Origin of the sequence: Metabacillus crassostreae, assembly GCF_016908395.1 — a bacterium.
Taxonomy (GTDB): domain Bacteria; phylum Bacillota; class Bacilli; order Bacillales; family Bacillaceae; genus Metabacillus; species Metabacillus crassostreae.
In genome coordinates this window covers 247611-265995 of record NZ_JAFBDU010000004.1, presented here as the reverse complement: position 1 = coordinate 265995, position 18385 = coordinate 247611, and the positions used below count along the sequence as shown (strand labels likewise).

At 33.8% G+C, this 18385-nt stretch carries 22 protein-coding genes, 2 tRNA genes and 1 rRNA gene; 10 read left to right on the top strand and 15 right to left on the bottom strand.

The annotated features are described in order from the left end of the window. Positions 1-3 precede the first annotated feature (3 nt). The 4 genes from JOC75_RS14740 to JOC75_RS14725 all read right to left on the bottom strand — a co-directional run bounded on the left by JOC75_RS14740 (position 4) and on the right by JOC75_RS14725 (position 907). Positions 4-79: transfer RNA gene (locus JOC75_RS14740), tRNA-Lys, on the bottom strand. Positions 80-140: 61 nt separating this feature from the next. Next, a tRNA-Val gene (locus tag JOC75_RS14735) sits at positions 141-216 on the bottom strand. Between the two features lie 64 nt (positions 217-280). Then, positions 281-396: ribosomal RNA gene (gene rrf, locus JOC75_RS14730) — 5S ribosomal RNA — on the bottom strand. 316 nt (positions 397-712) lie between these two features. Then, positions 713-907, bottom strand: coding sequence for an SE1561 family protein (locus JOC75_RS14725; RefSeq protein ID WP_146949904.1), 195 nt, complete (start codon positions 905-907; stop codon positions 713-715). A 274-nt stretch (positions 908-1181) separates the two neighbouring features. Here JOC75_RS14725 and yfkAB point away from each other — a divergent pair, with 274 nt between their 5' ends. Both yfkAB and JOC75_RS14715 read left to right on the top strand, forming a co-directional pair. Further along, a complete protein-coding gene (gene yfkAB, locus JOC75_RS14720; protein WP_204954788.1) occupies positions 1182-2303 on the top strand; it encodes a radical SAM/CxCxxxxC motif protein YfkAB in 1122 nt (373 codons plus the stop codon). 9 nt (positions 2304-2312) lie between these two features. Further along, positions 2313-3161, top strand: coding sequence for a mechanosensitive ion channel family protein (locus tag JOC75_RS14715; RefSeq protein WP_204954787.1), 849 nt, complete (start codon positions 2313-2315; stop codon positions 3159-3161). A 133-nt stretch (positions 3162-3294) separates the two neighbouring features. Here JOC75_RS14715 and JOC75_RS14710 read toward each other — a convergent pair whose 3' ends face one another. From JOC75_RS14710 to JOC75_RS14700, 3 genes are all read right to left on the bottom strand, one after another. Next, entirely contained in the window at positions 3295-4146 is an 852-nt protein-coding gene (locus JOC75_RS14710; RefSeq protein WP_204954786.1) for a class I SAM-dependent methyltransferase, read from the bottom strand. A 334-nt stretch (positions 4147-4480) separates the two neighbouring features. After that, on the bottom strand, positions 4481-5278 hold the full coding sequence (locus JOC75_RS14705; protein WP_146949908.1) for a YfkD famly protein: 798 nt from the start codon (positions 5276-5278) through the stop codon (positions 4481-4483). A 63-nt stretch (positions 5279-5341) separates the two neighbouring features. Next, entirely contained in the window at positions 5342-5947 is a 606-nt protein-coding gene (locus tag JOC75_RS14700) for a YczE/YyaS/YitT family protein (protein ID WP_204954785.1), read from the bottom strand. A 477-nt stretch (positions 5948-6424) separates the two neighbouring features. Between JOC75_RS14700 and JOC75_RS14695 the strand changes: the two genes are divergently transcribed. Next, the gene (locus JOC75_RS14695; RefSeq protein WP_204954784.1) at positions 6425-6844 is read left to right on the top strand and encodes a pyridoxamine 5'-phosphate oxidase family protein; all 420 of its coding nucleotides are present in this window, start codon (positions 6425-6427) and stop codon (positions 6842-6844) included. A 55-nt stretch (positions 6845-6899) separates the two neighbouring features. Here JOC75_RS14695 and JOC75_RS14690 read toward each other — a convergent pair whose 3' ends face one another. Continuing rightward, positions 6900-7283: an OsmC family protein gene (locus tag JOC75_RS14690; protein WP_204954783.1), complete on the bottom strand. Its 384-nt coding sequence runs from the start codon at positions 7281-7283 to the stop codon at positions 6900-6902. A 188-nt stretch (positions 7284-7471) separates the two neighbouring features. Here JOC75_RS14690 and JOC75_RS14685 point away from each other — a divergent pair, with 188 nt between their 5' ends. Beyond that, positions 7472-8662: an MFS transporter gene (locus tag JOC75_RS14685; protein ID WP_204954782.1), complete on the top strand. Its 1191-nt coding sequence runs from the start codon at positions 7472-7474 to the stop codon at positions 8660-8662. 78 nt (positions 8663-8740) lie between these two features. Here JOC75_RS14685 and JOC75_RS14680 read toward each other — a convergent pair whose 3' ends face one another. Then, on the bottom strand, positions 8741-9181 hold the full coding sequence (locus JOC75_RS14680; RefSeq protein WP_239589486.1) for a hypothetical protein: 441 nt from the start codon (positions 9179-9181) through the stop codon (positions 8741-8743). Between the two features lie 269 nt (positions 9182-9450). On the opposite strand from JOC75_RS14680, the gene JOC75_RS14675 reads away from it, so the two are divergent. Continuing rightward, positions 9451-10701, top strand: a complete 1251-nt coding sequence (locus JOC75_RS14675) for an ATP-binding protein (RefSeq protein ID WP_204954781.1) — start codon at positions 9451-9453, stop codon at positions 10699-10701. Positions 10702-10765: 64 nt separating this feature from the next. Here JOC75_RS14675 and JOC75_RS14670 read toward each other — a convergent pair whose 3' ends face one another. Beyond that, the gene (locus JOC75_RS14670; RefSeq protein ID WP_204954780.1) at positions 10766-11311 is read right to left on the bottom strand and encodes a GNAT family N-acetyltransferase; all 546 of its coding nucleotides are present in this window, start codon (positions 11309-11311) and stop codon (positions 10766-10768) included. 159 nt (positions 11312-11470) lie between these two features. Between JOC75_RS14670 and JOC75_RS14665 the strand changes: the two genes are divergently transcribed. After that, complete coding sequence (locus tag JOC75_RS14665; RefSeq protein WP_146950044.1) at positions 11471-11617, top strand: BH0509 family protein; 147 nt, start codon at positions 11471-11473, stop codon at positions 11615-11617. Positions 11618-11872: 255 nt separating this feature from the next. On the opposite strand, the gene JOC75_RS14660 is transcribed toward JOC75_RS14665, so the two are convergent. Genes JOC75_RS14660 through JOC75_RS14650 form a run of 3 tightly spaced genes read right to left on the bottom strand, consistent with a single transcriptional unit; the run spans position 11873 to position 13530 of the window. Continuing rightward, on the bottom strand, positions 11873-12694 hold the full coding sequence (locus JOC75_RS14660; protein ID WP_146949913.1) for a YihY/virulence factor BrkB family protein: 822 nt from the start codon (positions 12692-12694) through the stop codon (positions 11873-11875). A 15-nt stretch (positions 12695-12709) separates the two neighbouring features. Beyond that, positions 12710-13036 carry a YtxH domain-containing protein gene (locus JOC75_RS14655; protein ID WP_204954779.1) on the bottom strand — a complete coding sequence of 109 codons (327 nt, stop codon included), beginning with the start codon at positions 13034-13036 and terminating at the stop codon, positions 12710-12712. Between the two features lie 23 nt (positions 13037-13059). Continuing rightward, a complete protein-coding gene (locus JOC75_RS14650) occupies positions 13060-13530 on the bottom strand; it encodes a low molecular weight protein-tyrosine-phosphatase (protein ID WP_204954778.1) in 471 nt (156 codons plus the stop codon). A gap of 233 nt (positions 13531-13763) precedes the next feature. Here JOC75_RS14650 and JOC75_RS14645 point away from each other — a divergent pair, with 233 nt between their 5' ends. After that, positions 13764-13991, top strand: coding sequence for a DUF1128 domain-containing protein (locus JOC75_RS14645; RefSeq protein WP_204954777.1), 228 nt, complete (start codon positions 13764-13766; stop codon positions 13989-13991). Between the two features lie 54 nt (positions 13992-14045). Then, entirely contained in the window at positions 14046-14201 is a 156-nt protein-coding gene (locus JOC75_RS14640; RefSeq protein WP_204954776.1) for a hypothetical protein, read from the top strand. A gap of 57 nt (positions 14202-14258) precedes the next feature. On the opposite strand, the gene JOC75_RS14635 is transcribed toward JOC75_RS14640, so the two are convergent. Further along, complete coding sequence (locus JOC75_RS14635) at positions 14259-14774, bottom strand: type 1 glutamine amidotransferase domain-containing protein (protein WP_204954775.1); 516 nt, start codon at positions 14772-14774, stop codon at positions 14259-14261. A gap of 174 nt (positions 14775-14948) precedes the next feature. On the opposite strand from JOC75_RS14635, the gene JOC75_RS14630 reads away from it, so the two are divergent. Next, on the top strand, positions 14949-15434 hold the full coding sequence (locus JOC75_RS14630) for a GNAT family N-acetyltransferase (RefSeq protein WP_239589485.1): 486 nt from the start codon (positions 14949-14951) through the stop codon (positions 15432-15434). Positions 15435-15592: 158 nt separating this feature from the next. Here the strand turns inward: JOC75_RS14630 and JOC75_RS14625 are convergent, their stop codons facing one another. Then, complete coding sequence (locus JOC75_RS14625) at positions 15593-16537, bottom strand: alpha/beta hydrolase (RefSeq protein WP_204954774.1); 945 nt, start codon at positions 16535-16537, stop codon at positions 15593-15595. Positions 16538-16693: 156 nt separating this feature from the next. Here JOC75_RS14625 and JOC75_RS14620 point away from each other — a divergent pair, with 156 nt between their 5' ends. After that, on the top strand, positions 16694-18172 hold the full coding sequence (locus tag JOC75_RS14620; protein ID WP_239589484.1) for an FAD-dependent oxidoreductase: 1479 nt from the start codon (positions 16694-16696) through the stop codon (positions 18170-18172). Positions 18173-18385 lie beyond the last annotated feature (213 nt).

Here is an 18385-nt window from a genome sequence, read left to right as displayed (position 1 = left end):
ATATGGTGAGCCATGAAGGATTCGAACCTTCGACCCTCTGATTAAAAGTCAGATGCTCTACCAACTGAGCTAATGGCTCTTGTTTTAAAGTTTGAGAACAATCGATAAAGAACAGTTATTTTCGCTTCGCGAAAAAACTTTGGTGGAGGATGACGGGATCGAACCGCCGACCCTCTGCTTGTAAGGCAGATGCTCTCCCAGCTGAGCTAATCCTCCATCTACAAAATGCTTGTCCAAAGCACGTTCCTATATATGATACACATAACCCCCAAAAAGGGTTGCCTGGCAACGTCCTACTCTCACAGGGGGAAACCCCCAACTACCATCGGCGCTGAAGAGCTTAACTTCCGTGTTCGGCATGGGAACGGGTGTGACCTCTTCGCCATCATTACCAGACAGATGATCTTTGCTTTCAATCGAACTTCACATATCATTACCATCAATATGAATATTATTCTTAGAAAACCCTTCAGTGAGATCTATAATTTTTTCTCAACGAGATTTATAATATTACTATTGTATTAAAAATAAGTCAATATTTTTTTAGCTTTTTTCATATTATCCTAACCTTATCTTAAAAGATAAATAACTGCATTCTTCTTTAAAGGGCATACACAATTCGACTGCTAGTTTTAACGTCTATTGATAATCTTGAAGACTTTTACGAATCAAATTTTACGTCAAAGAAAAAGCCCAACTTATTTTGTCAGGCTTATTCCTCGTCTTTCCAATCTTTTTTAAACTGATTTTGCTTTATTTCCAAGTCATCAAGCATTTGAATTAATCGATCTATATCATCTACATCTGTAGATTCAGGATCCATTGAATCAATTACCTCTAAAAACATATTTAAACGATTCTTCAAATAAGATAGTTGTGAATCTTTATCATGTACTGCGTTTCCCATGTTCCTCTCTCCCTTCAGATAAAATAATCGTAGACGAAGATCTTTAGTTTTACAACTTTTCACATTACTCTTTTTTATCATAGGTAACATAGGTTACCTCAACTTTTATAGAAATAACTTTCTTTTTAAAAAACAACACTATAGAAAAGCGCTCATTAAACAAGGTTCATGATAAAATGTAAAGTGGAAAGCAACAAATTCCTACTAGTTACGATAAATTCTCAAGTTATATTAACCTTACTATATGATATTTTTAATTTAAAGGAGTAACACAATGAATGCAACAAAATCAGTAACACCAATTACAGCTTCATTTGATCCATGGGAAGCTTATTTAGATGTTGAGCAATATGGAAAAATGACATTGACGAATATTGAATTCACAACAACTACGCTTTGTAATATGCGATGTGAGCACTGTGCTGTTGGATATACTCTACAGCCAAAAGATCCAAATGCACTACCAATCGATTTACTTCTAAAAAGACTTGATGAAGTCCCTACTCTTCGTTCGATAAGTATTACAGGTGGAGAGCCAATGTTATCGTTAAAATCAGTTGATCAATATGTTGTACCTCTATTAAAGTATGCCCATGAACGTGGTGTTCGTACACAAATAAATTCAAATTTAACACTTGATTTAAAACGCTATGAAAAAATTATACCCTACTTAGATGTTTTACATATTTCTCATAATTGGGGAACGATTGATGAATTTGTTGAAGTAGGCTTTGCCGTTATGGACCGAAAACCAACCTATCAGCAAAGAGCTGCACTATTTCAAAGAATGATTGAAAACAGTCAAGCTCTTGTTAAAGCCGGTGTTATCGTTTCTGCTGAAACAATGCTAAATAAACGCACACTTCCTTATATTGAGAAAATTCATAAACAAATTGTTGAAGAAATGCATTGTCAGCGTCACGAAATTCATCCTATGTACCCTAGTGATTTCGCAAGTTCACTTGAAACACTATCACTACAAGAAATGCGCCAGGCTATTCATCAGTTATTGGATATACGTGATGAAGATGTTTGGATGTTGTTTGGCACTCTGCCTTTCTATGCATGTAGTTCAAATAAAGAAGATCTAGATCTCATTAAACGTCTTCAAGAGACGAAAAATGTGACTGTACGAAATGATCCTGATGGACGTTCACGTTTAAATGTGAATATTTTCAATGGAGAAATTATTGTTACTGACTTTGGTGATGCACCGGCATTAGGTAATATTCAACACAACACTCTACAATCAGCTTATGATCAATGGACAAATTCTTCATTAGCAAAATCACTTAGCTGCCATTGCCCTGCAGTAAAATGTCTAGGACCCAATATTCTAGTAAAGAATAGCTATTATCAGGATGTAGATTTCACAAAAAGAAAATCGATGATATAAGGTGAGAAAATGGATCAAATTAAAACGTTTATGGAGAAATCTGTTTTTTTCGACATTGTAATCGTAGCTGTTATTTTAACGATAAGTGTGTTTTTTATTAATAAGCTTGTAAAGAAGTTTTTTCAGCATTCTAGCTTTATTGAAGAACGAAAAGAAAAGACAATTGAAAGTATGATTCGTTCATTAACAAGATATACAGCTACAATTGGATTAATTTTGTTTATCATTTCTCAATTTGTTGATAATTTCGGATCGATATTAGCTGGAGCTGGAGTTGCCGGTATTATTATTGGCTTTGGTGCCCAAAGTCTTATACGAGATATTTTAGCTGGATTGTTTCTAATTTACGAAAAGCAGCTTCACCAAGGTGATTTTATTACGATAAATAATACGTTTAACGGAACAGTGGAAGAAATCGGTTTACGCTCATTAAAAATCCGTGAATGGAGTGGAAAGCTTTTAACGATAAGTAACGGAGAAATTAAACAAATACAGAATTATAATATTGATCGAATGAGAGTGATTGAACGAGTTGTTGTTAGTTATAGAGAAGACCCTGATCACGTTTGGTCTGTATTAGAAAAAGCCTGTGAAAAAATGAATGAGGAACACCATCATTTTCTTAAAAAAGATTCTACTAATGAATTGATTGAGCCTTTTCAGCTCTTTGGTTTAACATCAATAAATGCAAGCTTCCGTGGATATGAATATACTGTCATCGGCCTTGTTGATGATCAATATTATTGGACCGCATCGAAAGAAACAAGAAGAGTCTTGGCAAAGGTTCTTTATGATGAAAGTATTACACTTGCTGAAGAAAGATTATTAATAGAAACAGCAGAACGTTTACCTCATTAAGAATTGACTCAAACATTATACTGAGGTATTTTTATAGATTTCATTTATGTAATTGAAGCAGCATCTTAGCTTCAATTACATAATCATTAAGTGCATGCTACAGAATACCTCCACTTAGATACATCCTACTAATCTATATCGAAAATTGATCAGGTCTCCAACTAATAACCGCAGCATTATATTCGTTCTGATAAATGTATCTTCCATTTTCATGTACAATATATTTACTGAGAACATCCTCAACCAATGAAACATCAATATCCCTGGTTAAAATTTTACTCATATTTTTCTCAAGGCATTCTTCATATGTTGAATATTCTTGCTTCCTAGTTAACGGAATAACCTTACAATCTGCATAGATCCCTAGATTGTATAATAAATTTAGCAAATCAATATAATCCTTCCGTGGAAATTTCACATCATAGCCATATTCACGATGAAGCTCTAGGTAATGGGGTTGAATAGGACCTGTCGTCATCCCAATGATCGCTAAGCGCTTTGAATGTTTGTGTATAGAAAGTAAAGCTTTCTTAATTTCAAACATTCGATAGAAGCAATTGAACCCAAATATCACATCATAGTCTTTACTTAGATTTATATGCTCCCATTTTTCGTGGATAAACTCTACATCCGTAATAGTTCGTTTATGTAATAGTTGCTTTAAAAAATCCAGAATCACTGAAGAACTATCAACTAATGTAAGCTTTTTTACTTGTTCTGCTAAAGAGAACGTATAATTTCCCCAGCCTGGTCCAATTTCAAGTAAATCATCTTCATCAGATAAAAGACTCGTCACATATTTCATCACTTCAACAGCATAAGGATCAGGTTCCCCAGCGTTGTTCTTCTTTTTTAATAATTCTTGCCAGAACCTCTCTTCACTCTGGTCATTAACCATCCTTTCAGGGAGATTTCCTTCCCAATCTCTAATTCCTTCCTGCCACTTTGCTTCTAAACTCAGTAAAGCATCCTTTTTATTATCCATGAGACCTCCAGTATTAATTAGTAGTTCCAGCTTATCACTATTAATTTAACTTCTATTATTATACAGCTATTATTTGCTATAACACGAAGGATAATATGCTATCTCTAGAAGATAGATAGATAAATAAAGAAGAAAGAAACATTACTAATACACCTTAGGTGACAATTTCCCAAACCAATACTCTGCCTTTTATTTGTTAACAATATTACTTTAACAAGTAATTTTTCACCTTAGAAATAACCTATCTGATAAAGTACCTCCAATACAAAAAAGCCCATCTGAGTTTTGACTCAAATGAGCTTCGACAAAATCCGAGAAGTGACAGGCACCACCATTATTTCGGTTGATCTGATGTCACAAATCCAAATGATGCATGGTCTTGTAGTGGAATCCAAGCACCAATTCCTTGTGAGGTTATATTTTTGACAACGATACTTTTTTTGTTACCTTTTAACACTAAATAAACTTCACCATAAGTGACTTTTCCTTTTTCATTAACTGCTGGTGCATAGGCATATAAGTAGCCAAGCTTTTTTGATGGAATATTATACACTTGATCCTTTTTCGTGCCAGCACCTATGATTGTTTCAAACGAAAGTGGCAGGTTGGTTTTTTTCATTGCTTTTAATAGCATTAGTTTCTTTACATCATCTGCTTCTGGAACTTTTGCTGTTAAGCCACCTTTGATTGCCTTTTGTGCTTCTTGTTTATAGTGAATTTGCACTTGTGATTTCCCACCACGGTTGTCTTGATAATTTGTATTAATTTTTTGGTACTCCCAATTAGTTGCTGTTTCTGTAGACTCATAATTTAAAGCCCATTGCCCTAGGTAAATTGTTGCTCTGTAGCCAAATGCCAACGGTGCATCTGATATTGTTGATTCATTTAGAATACGAATCAAGTCAGGGTTTTCGATTGTCACATTAGATGTGTCAATTAATTGTTGAGTAAGTTCACTAGGCTGTAGGAACGGCAAATCCTGTGTTGGATTTGGATATGTGTTTTCTTTTGATATATCCATTACAGAGTTAGGCATCTTGGGCTTTTCAGTTTTACCCTCTGCTAAAACAGCACTTGAAAAACTAAGAGATAAAAGCAAAACTAAAGAAACGAGCATAGCTTTTTTCATCATGATGACTCCTTTCATAATGCTTATTCCTAGTGTTTTCAAGAGTGAAGCTGTTTATCCAATTTTTTATCGCTTTGTTAAAATTTCATATCTTCTTGATACTGGTCCATTTAAATATTGAATAAAAGGCCCGATTAAGAATGTAATGATAATGGTTCCGACCCCGATAGGACCTTGTAAAATAAAGGCTAAAATCAATGCACTTACTTCACCAATTGTTTTTGCTACCATAAAATTCATTTTAAATCTCTCATGAAGTGACAGCATTAATTGATCGATAGGATTAGCTGCAAAGTTTGTTTGCAAATACATTGCTACGCCAACAGCTATTAATACAATTCCGCTAATAAGAGCCAGAATTCGTGAAAACAATGAGCCTAGCTCAACACTTGTCATTACAAACATTAACCAAAAGTCAACACTAAATCCGATTAGTAGTATTGTTATTAATGCAAAAAGCTTGGGTCTTCCTTTTACTATTAGCGCATTAATAAATATCAATAAAATTCCAACAATAATAACCCAACTACCCACTGTTAATCCCATTGCATTAGAAAGTCCGACATTTAACGCATCCCATGCACCTGCACCAAGGTCAGCTTTAATAGTTAATGAAACACCGAAACCCATTAGAAATAAACCAATCAAATAAAATGCTATTCTAATTTTCATAAAATAAATTTCCCTTTCAAAATTAAGTATTTAAATTTAGGCTGAATATTTACAAAATGCTAAAAATATCATATAATTTAGTTATACAAAAGAGTAATTTTAGATTTTGGTTTAACTCTTTTGCAAGCGTTACCAATATCTCTAGTTTACTGTTTCGTCCTACACAAACGTAAGACTCTGTGCCCTTGCACAGAGTCTCTTTTTTTAGCCCAATTAGTCTATTCACTAAATATAGATAATATCACATCATGCATTCGAGTCATAGTCATAAAATTTGGTTTTGTTTAACAGAGTTACACAATTAAATCTAATCATGATCAAGAAAATTTCATAGCAAATAAGTGCCTACTTTCACTAAATTAATTAACAAATGAATGAAAATAGGTTTTTATTGCACATTAATAAGGGTACGTAATTTATATACATACGCTTAGCATAGCGTAATACCTTATATCATATGAAAGGGGTTTTTTGATCATGAGTGATAAATTAAAGGAAAAATTACTAGAGGTTGTTAAAAATCACAAAGTTGGTACACTATCGACAATTAGACAAAATAAACCGTTTTCTCGTTTTATGATGTTTTTCAATGACGATTTAGTTTTATACACAGCAACAAATAAGGAAACACATAAAGTTGAAGACATACAAGCAAATCCTAATGTTCATGCTTTGTTAGGTAATGAGTGCAAGGGCTGGGACGACCCTTATGTTGAAGTGGAAGGCACAGTATCTGTAGAAGAATCAAAAGAGCTTAAAGAAAAGTTCTGGAATGACCATCTCAAAAACTGGATTCCATCTGCAGATGATCCAAATTATCTACTTCTAAAAATCACACCTAGCTCTTACCGCTACTTTGAAAAATCATCAAGTAAAGCAGAAGTATATGATTTATAAAAAAACTGGGTCAGTCCCTCATCGCTGTAAAGCGTTGAGGGACTGACCCTTCATCTTAAATCAGTTCAAATGTTTCCTCTATTTCAATGCTGCCTTTTACTGATTGAGCCATCGGACAGTTTTTACTTGCTAACTCGATGGATTGTTGGATTTTGTTTTCTTTTAGGTTGTCACCTTTAATGCGATAATGTATGTATATCTTCTCAATTTTATTTGCTTCTGCTTCATTTCGATCAACTTTAGTATCGATTGTGATATCTTCTACTTCAATTCTTTTTTTTGCCAGAATTTTGCGCAATACACCACCACTACAAACTGCGATTGAAGCAACCATCAACTGAAACGGTCTAAAACCATATGCCTCATCACCAGCTATATGTAATTCACCAAATTCTGTATTTGTTGTAAAACCAACATCCTTCTTCATATTAAATTGCATATTCTAACACCTCTTGTTTTTTATCGATATTGTATACGAAAACACCATCATAGAAAAGTTAAAGGTTTCCCATTAACCTTGTTAATTCCTACATTTCATTATAAAGTATTAATGTGCTAACTGTCTTTCTTAGAAATACAGACTATTTATATGGTTCAATGAAAATTTGTAAAATTGAGGTATAGAATATGAAAAACCAACAATTTCGTTTTTGGATATTAGTTTCAATCGTCGGTATTTCGGGTTTTAGCCAAGGAATGCTTCTGCCTCTTATCGCGGTAATATTCGAAAATAGTGGTGTATCGTCTGACCTAAATGGTCTAAACGCAACTGCTATGTATATAGGGATACTACTAGTCTCCCCTTTTATGGAGGCACCTTTAAGGAAGTACGGATACAAACCGATTATCATCTTAGGCGGATTGCTCGTTGCCCTTTCTTTAGGGTTATTTCCGTTGTGGAAATCATTTTGGTTTTGGTTTGCACTTCGATTATTAATTGGAATTGGAGATCACGCCTTGCATTTTGGAACCCAAACCTGGATTACAACATTCTCCTCTGAGAAGAATCGCGGAAGAAACATTTCCCTCTATGGATTGTTTTTTGGTATTGGATTTGCAGTGGGGCCACTACTCACTCCATTAGTTAAAATAAATGAAGCATTACCATTTATCATCTCATCTGCTTTATGCTTTATCGGTTGGGTTTTCTTGTTTATACTAAAAAATGATTTCCCTGAGCAAACAATCGGAGTTAACTCATTTAAAGAAACGATGAGACGATTTGGTAACGCATGGCGTTATGGCTGGGTCGCCTTTTTACCACCCTTTGGTTATGGTTTTTTGGAGGCATCATTGAATGGTAGCTTCCCTGTCTATGGGTTAAGAATTGGTTTAGATGTAACAAATATCTCAATACTGCTCTTTTCTTTTGCAATAGGAGCAATAGTTTTCCAACTTCCTCTAGGCATATTAAGTGACAAACTAGGAAGAAGACCTGTTTTACTTTCAATTCTATTTTTAGGATTTATAAGCTTTACGTCTGCTAGCTTCCTAGAAGGCTCTGTAATTGGATTAACAATATGCTTATTTATTGCAGGAATGGTTGTCGGATCCACATTTTCTCTAGGCATCAGCTATATGACAGATCTTATGCCTAAAAACCTGTTACCAACAGGAAATCTATTATGTGGGGTTGCCTTTAGTATAGGTAGTTTGACTGGACCATATTTAGGTGGAATGTTTATCAAATATACAAGTAACATCAGTTATTTCCTGATTATTAGTAGTATGTTACTTCTAATTTTTATCTCGATCGCTGTTTCTAAACAAAAAAACATGTCAACATACAACATAAGCAATAATTCCTCAATGAGTTAATAAGCTGACAATTTGTCAGCTTATTTCTTTACCTCAGAATCACTAGATTATCTTAACAAGCTAGTATTTTTAAAAGAACTATTCCAATGTTCTCATTAACTTTAAATGCCAAGGTAGATAAAATATAAAGACAAAAATAAAAACAGGTATAGAATACCATGTTTGCCATCCTTTATTTATCATATATCCCGATGCTACAGCACCCCATTCACATAAAAACGCAAAAACTACCCACCCCCATTTAAAAAGAATAGATTTTTTCACACTTAAAAAATTGAGGTATATAATACCAATCGCTAGAGGAACAAATGATATAAAAATATGATCAATTAGATAGGTTTGACGAGAAGGACCAAGTTGAAATGCTTTAAACACATCACCTACTAGCGCATCACCTATCCATGCACCAAAACCTAAAATACCTGCAGAATAATATATTTCTTTAAGTGTTAAGTGTTTCGGCATAAATAGGAGGAATAGCAAAAATATTACAATACTTGTATACGCATACCACATCATGAATCACCTCCCCGTTTGAAAATTTGCATCCAAAATATAAAATAGTTTTTCAAGCTTAAAACCCCCCTTTATAAATGGATTTATCCGACAATAGTATAGCCAGCTTATTCCCTATTTTTTACGTATCTTTTACTACATGCTGTCAAAATAAAATTTTCAATAGTATATATATGCCCATACAAGTCGTGTGCTAAAATATAAATATTCTAAAAATGTAAATATTTATATACTAAGCTTATAAATACTCATCATTAAAGGTGGTAGGTGTGTTGTTTGGTTTACAAGAGTTATTACTCAATGTGCTGTTTTTAATCATTTTTCTACTATTTATACCTGTAATTTTAGAATTAAATTTTAGTAAACTTTCTCAACAAAATAAGACAGTTATTTTTAACCTTTCGACCGTACTCGCTATTATTTGTTGCCTTTTAAATCCTATCAAAATTGTGGATGGCTATATTTTCGATTTACGTTTAGCTGCTCTAACATTCGGAGGCTTATATGGGGGGATTAGATCGATTGTTATATTAGGTGTCGTTACAATTACTTCCCGAGCTTTACTAGGGGGTCTAGGAGCTTTTGCAACAGTTATAGTTGTGACCATTTTAGCTTTACTATTAATTTTCACTACAAAAAAATTTAACCACTCATCAGGTAAGAAGAAAGTTCTACTTGCAACTCTAGTTTCTTCTTTTGCTTCTGTACTAGCAATATCCAATTCGACTCTATTTTTTGGACAATCCATTCAACCAGCATTTATTTTTATATACATACTTATAACAATAACCATAACAGCACTACTAATTTATCTATATGAAGTTTTTCAGGGTAGTATATTACTAAATAAACAATTAATAAAAATCGAGAAAATGGAAGTAGTAAGTCATCTTGCATCATCTGTTTCACATGAAGTGCGTAATCCACTAACTGTCACAAGAGGTTTTTTACAATTAATGCTTCATTCTGATTTATCTGCTAGTAAAAGAGAGGAATATCTAAAAATCTCGATAGACGAAATAGATCGAGCAAATGATATTATTAAAGATTATCTGACATTTGCAAAGCCTACTCCAGAGAACGTTACAGTTCTTAATATCAAAGAAGAGCTTCAAAGAATTCTTCATGTTATCACTCCATTAGCTAATATGAATGGTGTTGAAGTTGAAACTAAATTCTCTGAATTCTACGCCAAGGGAAATCAGCAATACTTCCAACAGTGCTTGCTTAATATTGTGAAAAACTGTATAGAAGCCATGCCGAACGCAGGAAAACTTACTTTAGAGTTAAAATCTGAAAAGAAAAATCTGATCATTGTCATATCTGACAATGGTGAGGGTATGAGTAAAGAACAATTAGCTCGTTTAGGGGAGCCTTATTTTACAACAAAAGGCAAAGACGGTACAGGTTTAGGAATGATGGTTAGCATGAAAATAATAGACTCTATGGGCGGAAAACTCAACGTAAATAGTGAGCTTAACGTTGGAACGAACTTTTATATCACATTACCGAGTGTTAAATAAAATTAAATATAATAATAGGAGAATCAATCAAAAATGGTTCTCCCTATTCAAGTTTCAATTATTACTAACCACAAAACCTACCCATTAAAATCGTATTATAATATTGACCATCAGATAAAAGCTTGTCTTTTTTCAATACTCCTTCAATCTCAAAGCCATATCTCTCATAAAGCTTTATTGCTTTAGCATTCGTTTCAAGTACACTTAAATTTATTTTTTTAATATCACTTGAATCTGCCCAATGAATTGATTCGTTAAGAAGGTTTTTACCGATTGAAAAACCCCAATATTCTTTTAATACACAAACACCAAACTCCACTTTATGTGCTGTTCTTTTCAACTTATTACCAGCACACCTTGAAAAGCCTACAATCTCACCACTAACTTCCGCTACTAAAAATAGGTTACTTATACTTTCTGTATCATTTTTAATTATTTTTTTAAACTCTAATTCATCTATATATGCTTCACCTTGTTCTCGATCTAAATTCTCTGTCTCTCCATCTATTCGTAGTCTAAGCTGAGACAGCTGCTTCGCATCGTCACCATTTGCAGATCTAATTATATAATCTAAATGTTTGACCTTAAATTTCATCTGTTCAACTCTCATCACATAGCTCCCATCGATTTATGATTGCATTTTTAATTTACACTACCCTGCTATATAAAAGATATAAAAAAATGTTTGAACTTTTCATTTATTCTGTTATATAATAGATTTAATAAAAGTAAACTGTATCATAACAATAAAGGGAGATGGTTGAAAATGATGAACAGACAAGAACGTAAGAATATGATTGAATTTATTGAAAGAATGAAGGATATTGATAAGAATTCTTTACTTTATATGACAGATGAAGATATTGAGCATATTTATAGTACAGTGTATAACAGCTATATTGAACTGGCAGAATAATACCAAATAAAAAAGGCTAACTAGGAAATAAATCCTAATTAGCCTTTTTCTTTAATGGTAGCCGTTTTGTCCGTTCGCACTACCACTCGTTTTATGCTTTGGTTTATGCTTTGAGTTTTGTTTAGTATGCTGACCGTCTTTTTTCTGTTTTGCCATCACTAATCCCCCGCTTTATAAAATAGTAAGACGAATGTCTTCACTCATTACTATTCCACGAGATATTGAAGGCTATTAGCAAGAACAATTGGTAAATCCTTATGCAGCACGTTTCCTTTTATATAACATGGCGTTCAGTTCTCCACCTAAGATAATAATCATACCGGATAAATAAAGCCAAATCATCAGTACGATAATACCTCCAATGCTTCCATATGTAGCACTGTAATTTGCAAAATTACCAACATAATATGAAAAAGCCAATGATGCGACAATCCAACCTATAGTTGCGGCAATAGCACCTGGTAACCCGTCCTTAATATGCAGTCGCTTATTCGGTGCAACAAAGTATAATGCTGTAAAAACAATAAATAGAATAATTCCACTAACAAGCCATCGTAATGTATTCCATATTGTTAAAAATTGATCTGATAAACCAAAATTTGAGGCAATAAATAAGCCAATTTCCTTACCGAACACAGGTAACAATAATGCGACGACGATAACAAATACCATACCAATAGTTAAAAGAATAGCCATTCCTCTAGCGACTATAAATGATCTGCTTTCCTTAACATCATACGCACGATTAAACGCTCTTACAATCGCATTAATTCCGTTTGATGCAGACCAAAGAGTCGCAATAATACCAAAAGATAAGAGACCACCATTTCTATTATTTAAGATCTGATCAAGTGTCTCATTAATAAGCTGCATTGATTCTCCTGGAGCAAACTCCTGTATTGTATTAAGAACATCAACTTGGGAAATTGGTAAATACCCTAAGAGCGTAATAAGGAAAATTAAAAAAGGAAACAATGATAAAAGAAAAAAATAAGATAATTGTGCAGATAAGCCCGGCACTTCATCATTTGTAAATCTTTGAAGTAATTCTTTGAAAAAAGAGCCTTCCTTAAGCATATATTCACCTCACGATTATTGTCGTTTTGGAAGAAATCTATCTTTGGTTTCTTGTAGCATGTTAATTACTTGTGGAGTAGTTGTTTTCAGTTCATTTACCTTTTCAGTGATAAAGGTAATATCCTCTGATACTTCTTTAACTGTATCCTTCATATCATCTATCTTTACCTTAACTTCATTTGTAAAAGCTGTTGGATCTTTTACATATTTATTAAGCCTATTGTTTATATTTCTCCCGCATTCCAAAACATCTTCCCGAGTACGTTTGTCCATTAGTGAAATAGCCGCACCCACTAGTGCACCAACTAACATACCTGTTGCCAACTTATTTTCTTTCCCCATAGAATTCACCCTTTCTTTGCTTATTATAGATTATGTTCTATTTTGATTTCCTTTAAAAGATTTTCACAGCTTTTACTTACCATTTCATAAACCTCTTCAAAATTACCTGTATAATATGGATCTGGAACATCTGCAATCGGAAAATCCTCTATGTAATCTAGTAGGCGTTGAATTTTTCCTGATGGTTGAAATCCTGCTAAACGCCTTATATTGCCTACATTCTCAGTATCCATTCCAATAATATAATCATAAGCAGCAAGATCTTCTTTTCTTATTTGCCTTGCCTTCTGACCTTTGTACGATATGTTATACTGATCTAAAATATTCCTTGTTCCTTCATGTGGTTGTTTACCCACATGCCAATCACCCGTCCCTGCAGAATCTACTTCTACTTTCTCCTTCAGGTCTTCTTGTATAATAAGATGCTTCATAATCGCTTCAGCCATAGGTGATCGGCATATATTACCTAAGCATACAAATAATATTTTTACCATGATGTCCTCCTATTCTTTTTACCCAATTTTACACTTTGAAAACACAATTCCTTTTTATCATGATACTATCTTTTAAATAAGTTTTCCTCTTCTTAAGGAACTTTCATTCATACTATTTGTTAAATACATTAGAAGGAAGTAACTAGATTATGTGGGAAGTTTTTGAATGTTTACCATGATTTCATGATACAATAACAATAAAACTAGGCGTTATTATGAAAGGAATGAAGTAAGTGAACCTTACAGAAAAATCTGCTGAAAACGTTGAATACATGATCGAGCAAATAAAGGAAAAGCTAAGAGTATTAAATTTCGGAGCAATTAAACCATCTCATTTTGATGAAAACATGTACGAAGAATTAAAAGATATTTATGAGCTTGTTATGAAGAAAAATTCATTCAGTCCAAATGAAATGCAAGCTATTGCTGAAGAATTAGGAAATCTTCGTAAAGGTCAATAAACGATTCTTACCTCCCAAACGTCATCATATGATGTACTAAAGGGGAGGTTTTTTATGTTGAATTTATGGTTAGTCACAATCTCTTTAGGCGGATTCCTCGTCGTATCGATTGGACTTGTCCTATTTGCATTAAAAGGGGCTATGAACTCTGAAGATTCATATCGTGTAGACCCAATCCCAATTGATAATGACGTAGAAGATAAGAAGTGAAGATAGAAAAATCCCTTCTTAAAAATAGAAGGGATTTTCCTTAAAAACAGTATTAACTTAACTAATAAGCTTTAGAGCTTCTCTTGTGAAAACAGGAATATCGTCAGGATTTCTACTTGTTACGAGCTGATTACTACATACAACAACTTCTTTATTCTGTAATGCTGCTCCTGCATTTTTTAAATCAACGTGAATTGATTTATAGCCTGTTGCATCACGTCCCTTTAATGCTTCTGCAGTAATCAAAAGCTGTGGACCATGACAAATAGCAAAAACAGGCTTTTTGTCAGTCATAAACGATTTTGCAAACTCAACATATCTTTGATCAGCTCTTAAAATATCTGGAGAAAATCCACCTGGGATAAATAACGCATCAAATTCCTCAGGCTTTACATCATCAATGCCTTCATCAATTTCTACCCTAGCTTCTCCTTGCTTACCTGAAACTGTTTTACCTTTTACTTCCTCAATTACCGTTAAGCTATGCCCAGCTTCTTTAAACTCTTTTGCTGGTGCTGTATATTCCACATCTTCAAATGAATCTGTCAACAATACCGCAATTTTCTTTGACATACTGATCATAACCTCCAATTTTTTTCTATATTAGTTAGTTACCCGGGCTTGTTTATGTTAAACATCTAATTAATTGCTGTATTTTAACAAATCTCTAAGCTAGATAAAATAAAGGAAATCCTAAATCTAACGAAGAATATACTCAATATATTTAAAATAAGGAGCTGTATATATTTGATTTTCCAAATAAAAAAGGCTTCCCAAGAGGATATTCCCTTTCTTTGGGATATGCTCTATGAAGCTATTTATGTAAATGAAAATGAAGAAAAGCCACCAAGGAGTATTGTTAACAATCCTGAATTAGCAAAATATGTTGAAAATTGGGGCAGAGCTGGAGATTTTGCTTTAATTGCAAAGGATGAACATGATCAAAGCTTAGGCGCTATCTGGATGCGGTTATTTAATGAATCAAACAAAACCTATGGCTACATTGACAGCAATACACCTATCTTAAGTATGGCTATTTCACCTGAATTCCGAGGAAAAGGCATAGGATCAAAGCTATTAAATGAGATCTGTACACAAGCCTCTATAAATGGCTATAAAGCAATCTCACTTAGCGTTGATCCAGCAAACAAAGCGTTAACATTATATGAACGAGTTGGATTCCAGAAAGTCGGAATCGACGGAACTTCTTGGGATATGAAATTAAGCTTCTAATGACTAAGGGTATTTTTGTAAACATTGTGGCTTTAAGTAACTTGTTTACAGTCTAGTGGCTTCAATTCTTCTTAGATAATTACTATATTCTAAAAAAAACACTGTGTTTAACATGTAAATAAGTCAAATAGCAGCACTCTTTTTGAAAAGAGCCTTTACTAAACCTGTTGCTTCTCTTTGAACAAGCTTCCTGGACAAGCTTGTTCAATTTCTTTAATAAATTCAATAACCTTCCTTTCATACCCCTTAGGATCTGTATTATATGCTTCAGCATGACCTGCTTCAGGTACAATAAATAGTGTTTTCTTACCTTTTTTACGTTTAAACATTTCAATTGTCATTTGTAGGGGTATAAATGAATCTCTTTTTCCATGAATAAAGAGTATGGGCGTTTTTATTTTTTCTAGCCCTTTAATTGGCGAAATCTCCGGAAAGCTCCACCCATGACGAAGCTTGACCAAATAACTAATAACATCTATTAAAGGATAAAAACGTATTTTCAAATCTAGCTTTAATCTTAACTTTAATAATGCTTTAAAATCACTAAATGCACAATCTGCTATACAAAATCGAACTCTGCTATCTCGCTTACTTACTTCAAGTGCTGAAGCAGCACCAAGTGATTCACCTAAAAGACCTATAAATGCTTTCGAACCAAAACGTGTTGTTGAGTAATCAATCCATGCCATCAAGTCATCTTTTTCATAATACCCAAACGATGTGTAAGCTCCCCCACTCAATCCATGAAAACGATGGTCACATAATAAAACATGAAATCCTCTTTTTTGAAACATTTCTACATACTTAAAGCTTCCAAATAATGACCACTTTATCCCGTGTGCAATAATAATCACTTTTTTACTATTCGCTACAGGAAAGAGCATGCCATGTAGCTTGTATCCATGATAAGAACGAATATATACTTCTTCCTTTCTTATTGTTTGAAAAACGTGATCATCAATTTCACCCTTTTGTATCCCAAGCTTATAGGTTTTATCATAAGCAACCTTTTTAGGAGATAGAAGGAGACGACTAAAAACATATAGTAACAAAGCGCTAACTAGACAGACTGTCACAATTGATAAAACAAGCCACTGCCACATACAACATCTCATCCCTTCTAGGCTTTTTTATATCTTATTAACAAACTAGAAAAGGTGTGAAAACAAAACACATCCATCTTCGTAAATCGTAATCAAAATGGATAAAATAACTATAAAGTCCTTTATGATCGGTGGTGAGCAACAATATCAAATGAAATGATCGTTATAGGAGGAGGAATCGGTGGATTAACAGCCGCTGCCTTTTTAGCTAAAGATGGTTTTAACGTGACAGTATTAGAAGCATCAAACGAATGGGGAGGCTGTGCTGGAAAATTTGCTCGTGGACAATACTTGTTTCCTGTTGGTGCTACATTAGGTATGGGCTTTGAAGAAGATGGTGTTCATTCCTTATTATTTAAAGAACTAGGAATAGCTGCTCCTTCCCATTTCTTACTTCCTACTGTTATGGATATTCACTTTCCAAACAAAACAGTTCATTATTATAAAGACCGCTCATTATTTTTAGAAGAATTAAAAAAGCATTTTCCACACCTAGATCGGAAGCTACAACCTTTTTATGAGGAAATATGGAAAATTGGAGCAGAAGTAAAAAAATTGATGGTTAAGCTACCTGTTCTTCCAGCAAAAACAATGTCAGAGTGGCTGCTTCTCATTAAGTCAATTCGACTCCAATCTGTTATACTGCTTCCATATCTTAATCAAACATTTTCTTCACTGCTTGAGAAGCACAATTTGACCGAGGAAAAGGAATTTGTTGCCCTCCTGGATTCCCAGTTAATCGATTCTATGCAAACAACATCCTACAATTGCTCAGCAATTATTGGAGCCTTTGCCCTTACCATATACCATGAAGGAGCCTTTTACCTTGAAGGTGGCTTATTCGAAATTGCCCACTCCTTAACAAAGGTAATTGAAGATCATGGCGGGAAGCTAATAAAACGAGCAAAAGTGACAAGCATCACTAAACAAAATCTAAAATACGAAGTTGTTGATCAACGTAATAGATCTTGGTCTGCTGATCATGTTATTTGCAACTTACCAATTCCGAATCTAGTACAATTACTTGAGCCAAGTCTTTTGAAAAATCTTTCAAACAGTTATCAAAGAAAAACGGATGCTTCTCATTGGGGAACGATGACTCTTTATCTAGCTATTAAAGAAGAAGTTATTCCTAATGATACACCATTATTCCAGCAAGTTCTCCAAGGTAAAATTCATGAAATGTCAGAGGGAAATCACCTTTTTCTTTCTCTTTCAAGATATGGTGACACAAAGCGCTCACCTGCTGGAACAAGAACATTAACAGTAAGCACACATACCAACCTTGACCTTTGGCGTTCAAAAGAACATTATGATCAATACAAAGAGACATTAAGTAAAAAAATGATAGAAGGAGTAAAAAAGGCTTTTCCTTCAATTGAAGAAGGAATGATTCACTTTATAGAAGGAGCACCACGTGCGTGGGAGCGTTTTACTGGCCGACAACAAGGAATGGTCGGAGGCTTCGCTCAAACTAAGGAAAACGCCCTATTCAACAGTTTATCCCACAGAACTGGCATCCCAAATCTCTGGACTTGTGGTGACAGTGTATTTCCCGGTGCTGGAACAATAAGTGTTTCTATTAGTGGCTATCATGTTTATCGTTCGATTAAAGCTCAAATTAAAAGACCTTAAAAAAACTGTTCACATGAGTAACGGTTCGTATTCATGGTGTAATTATGTAAATCACATTAAGACTTAAGCGTGAATACACACTTTTATTCACGACGATAACTCCCCATATAATGAAGTTCAGTGAATAATGACTTTTTGCTTGGTTTTATAACATGAAATGGTGGTTATAGCTTAGTTGAATGATGACTTTTTTATTAATAACAAACGATACTT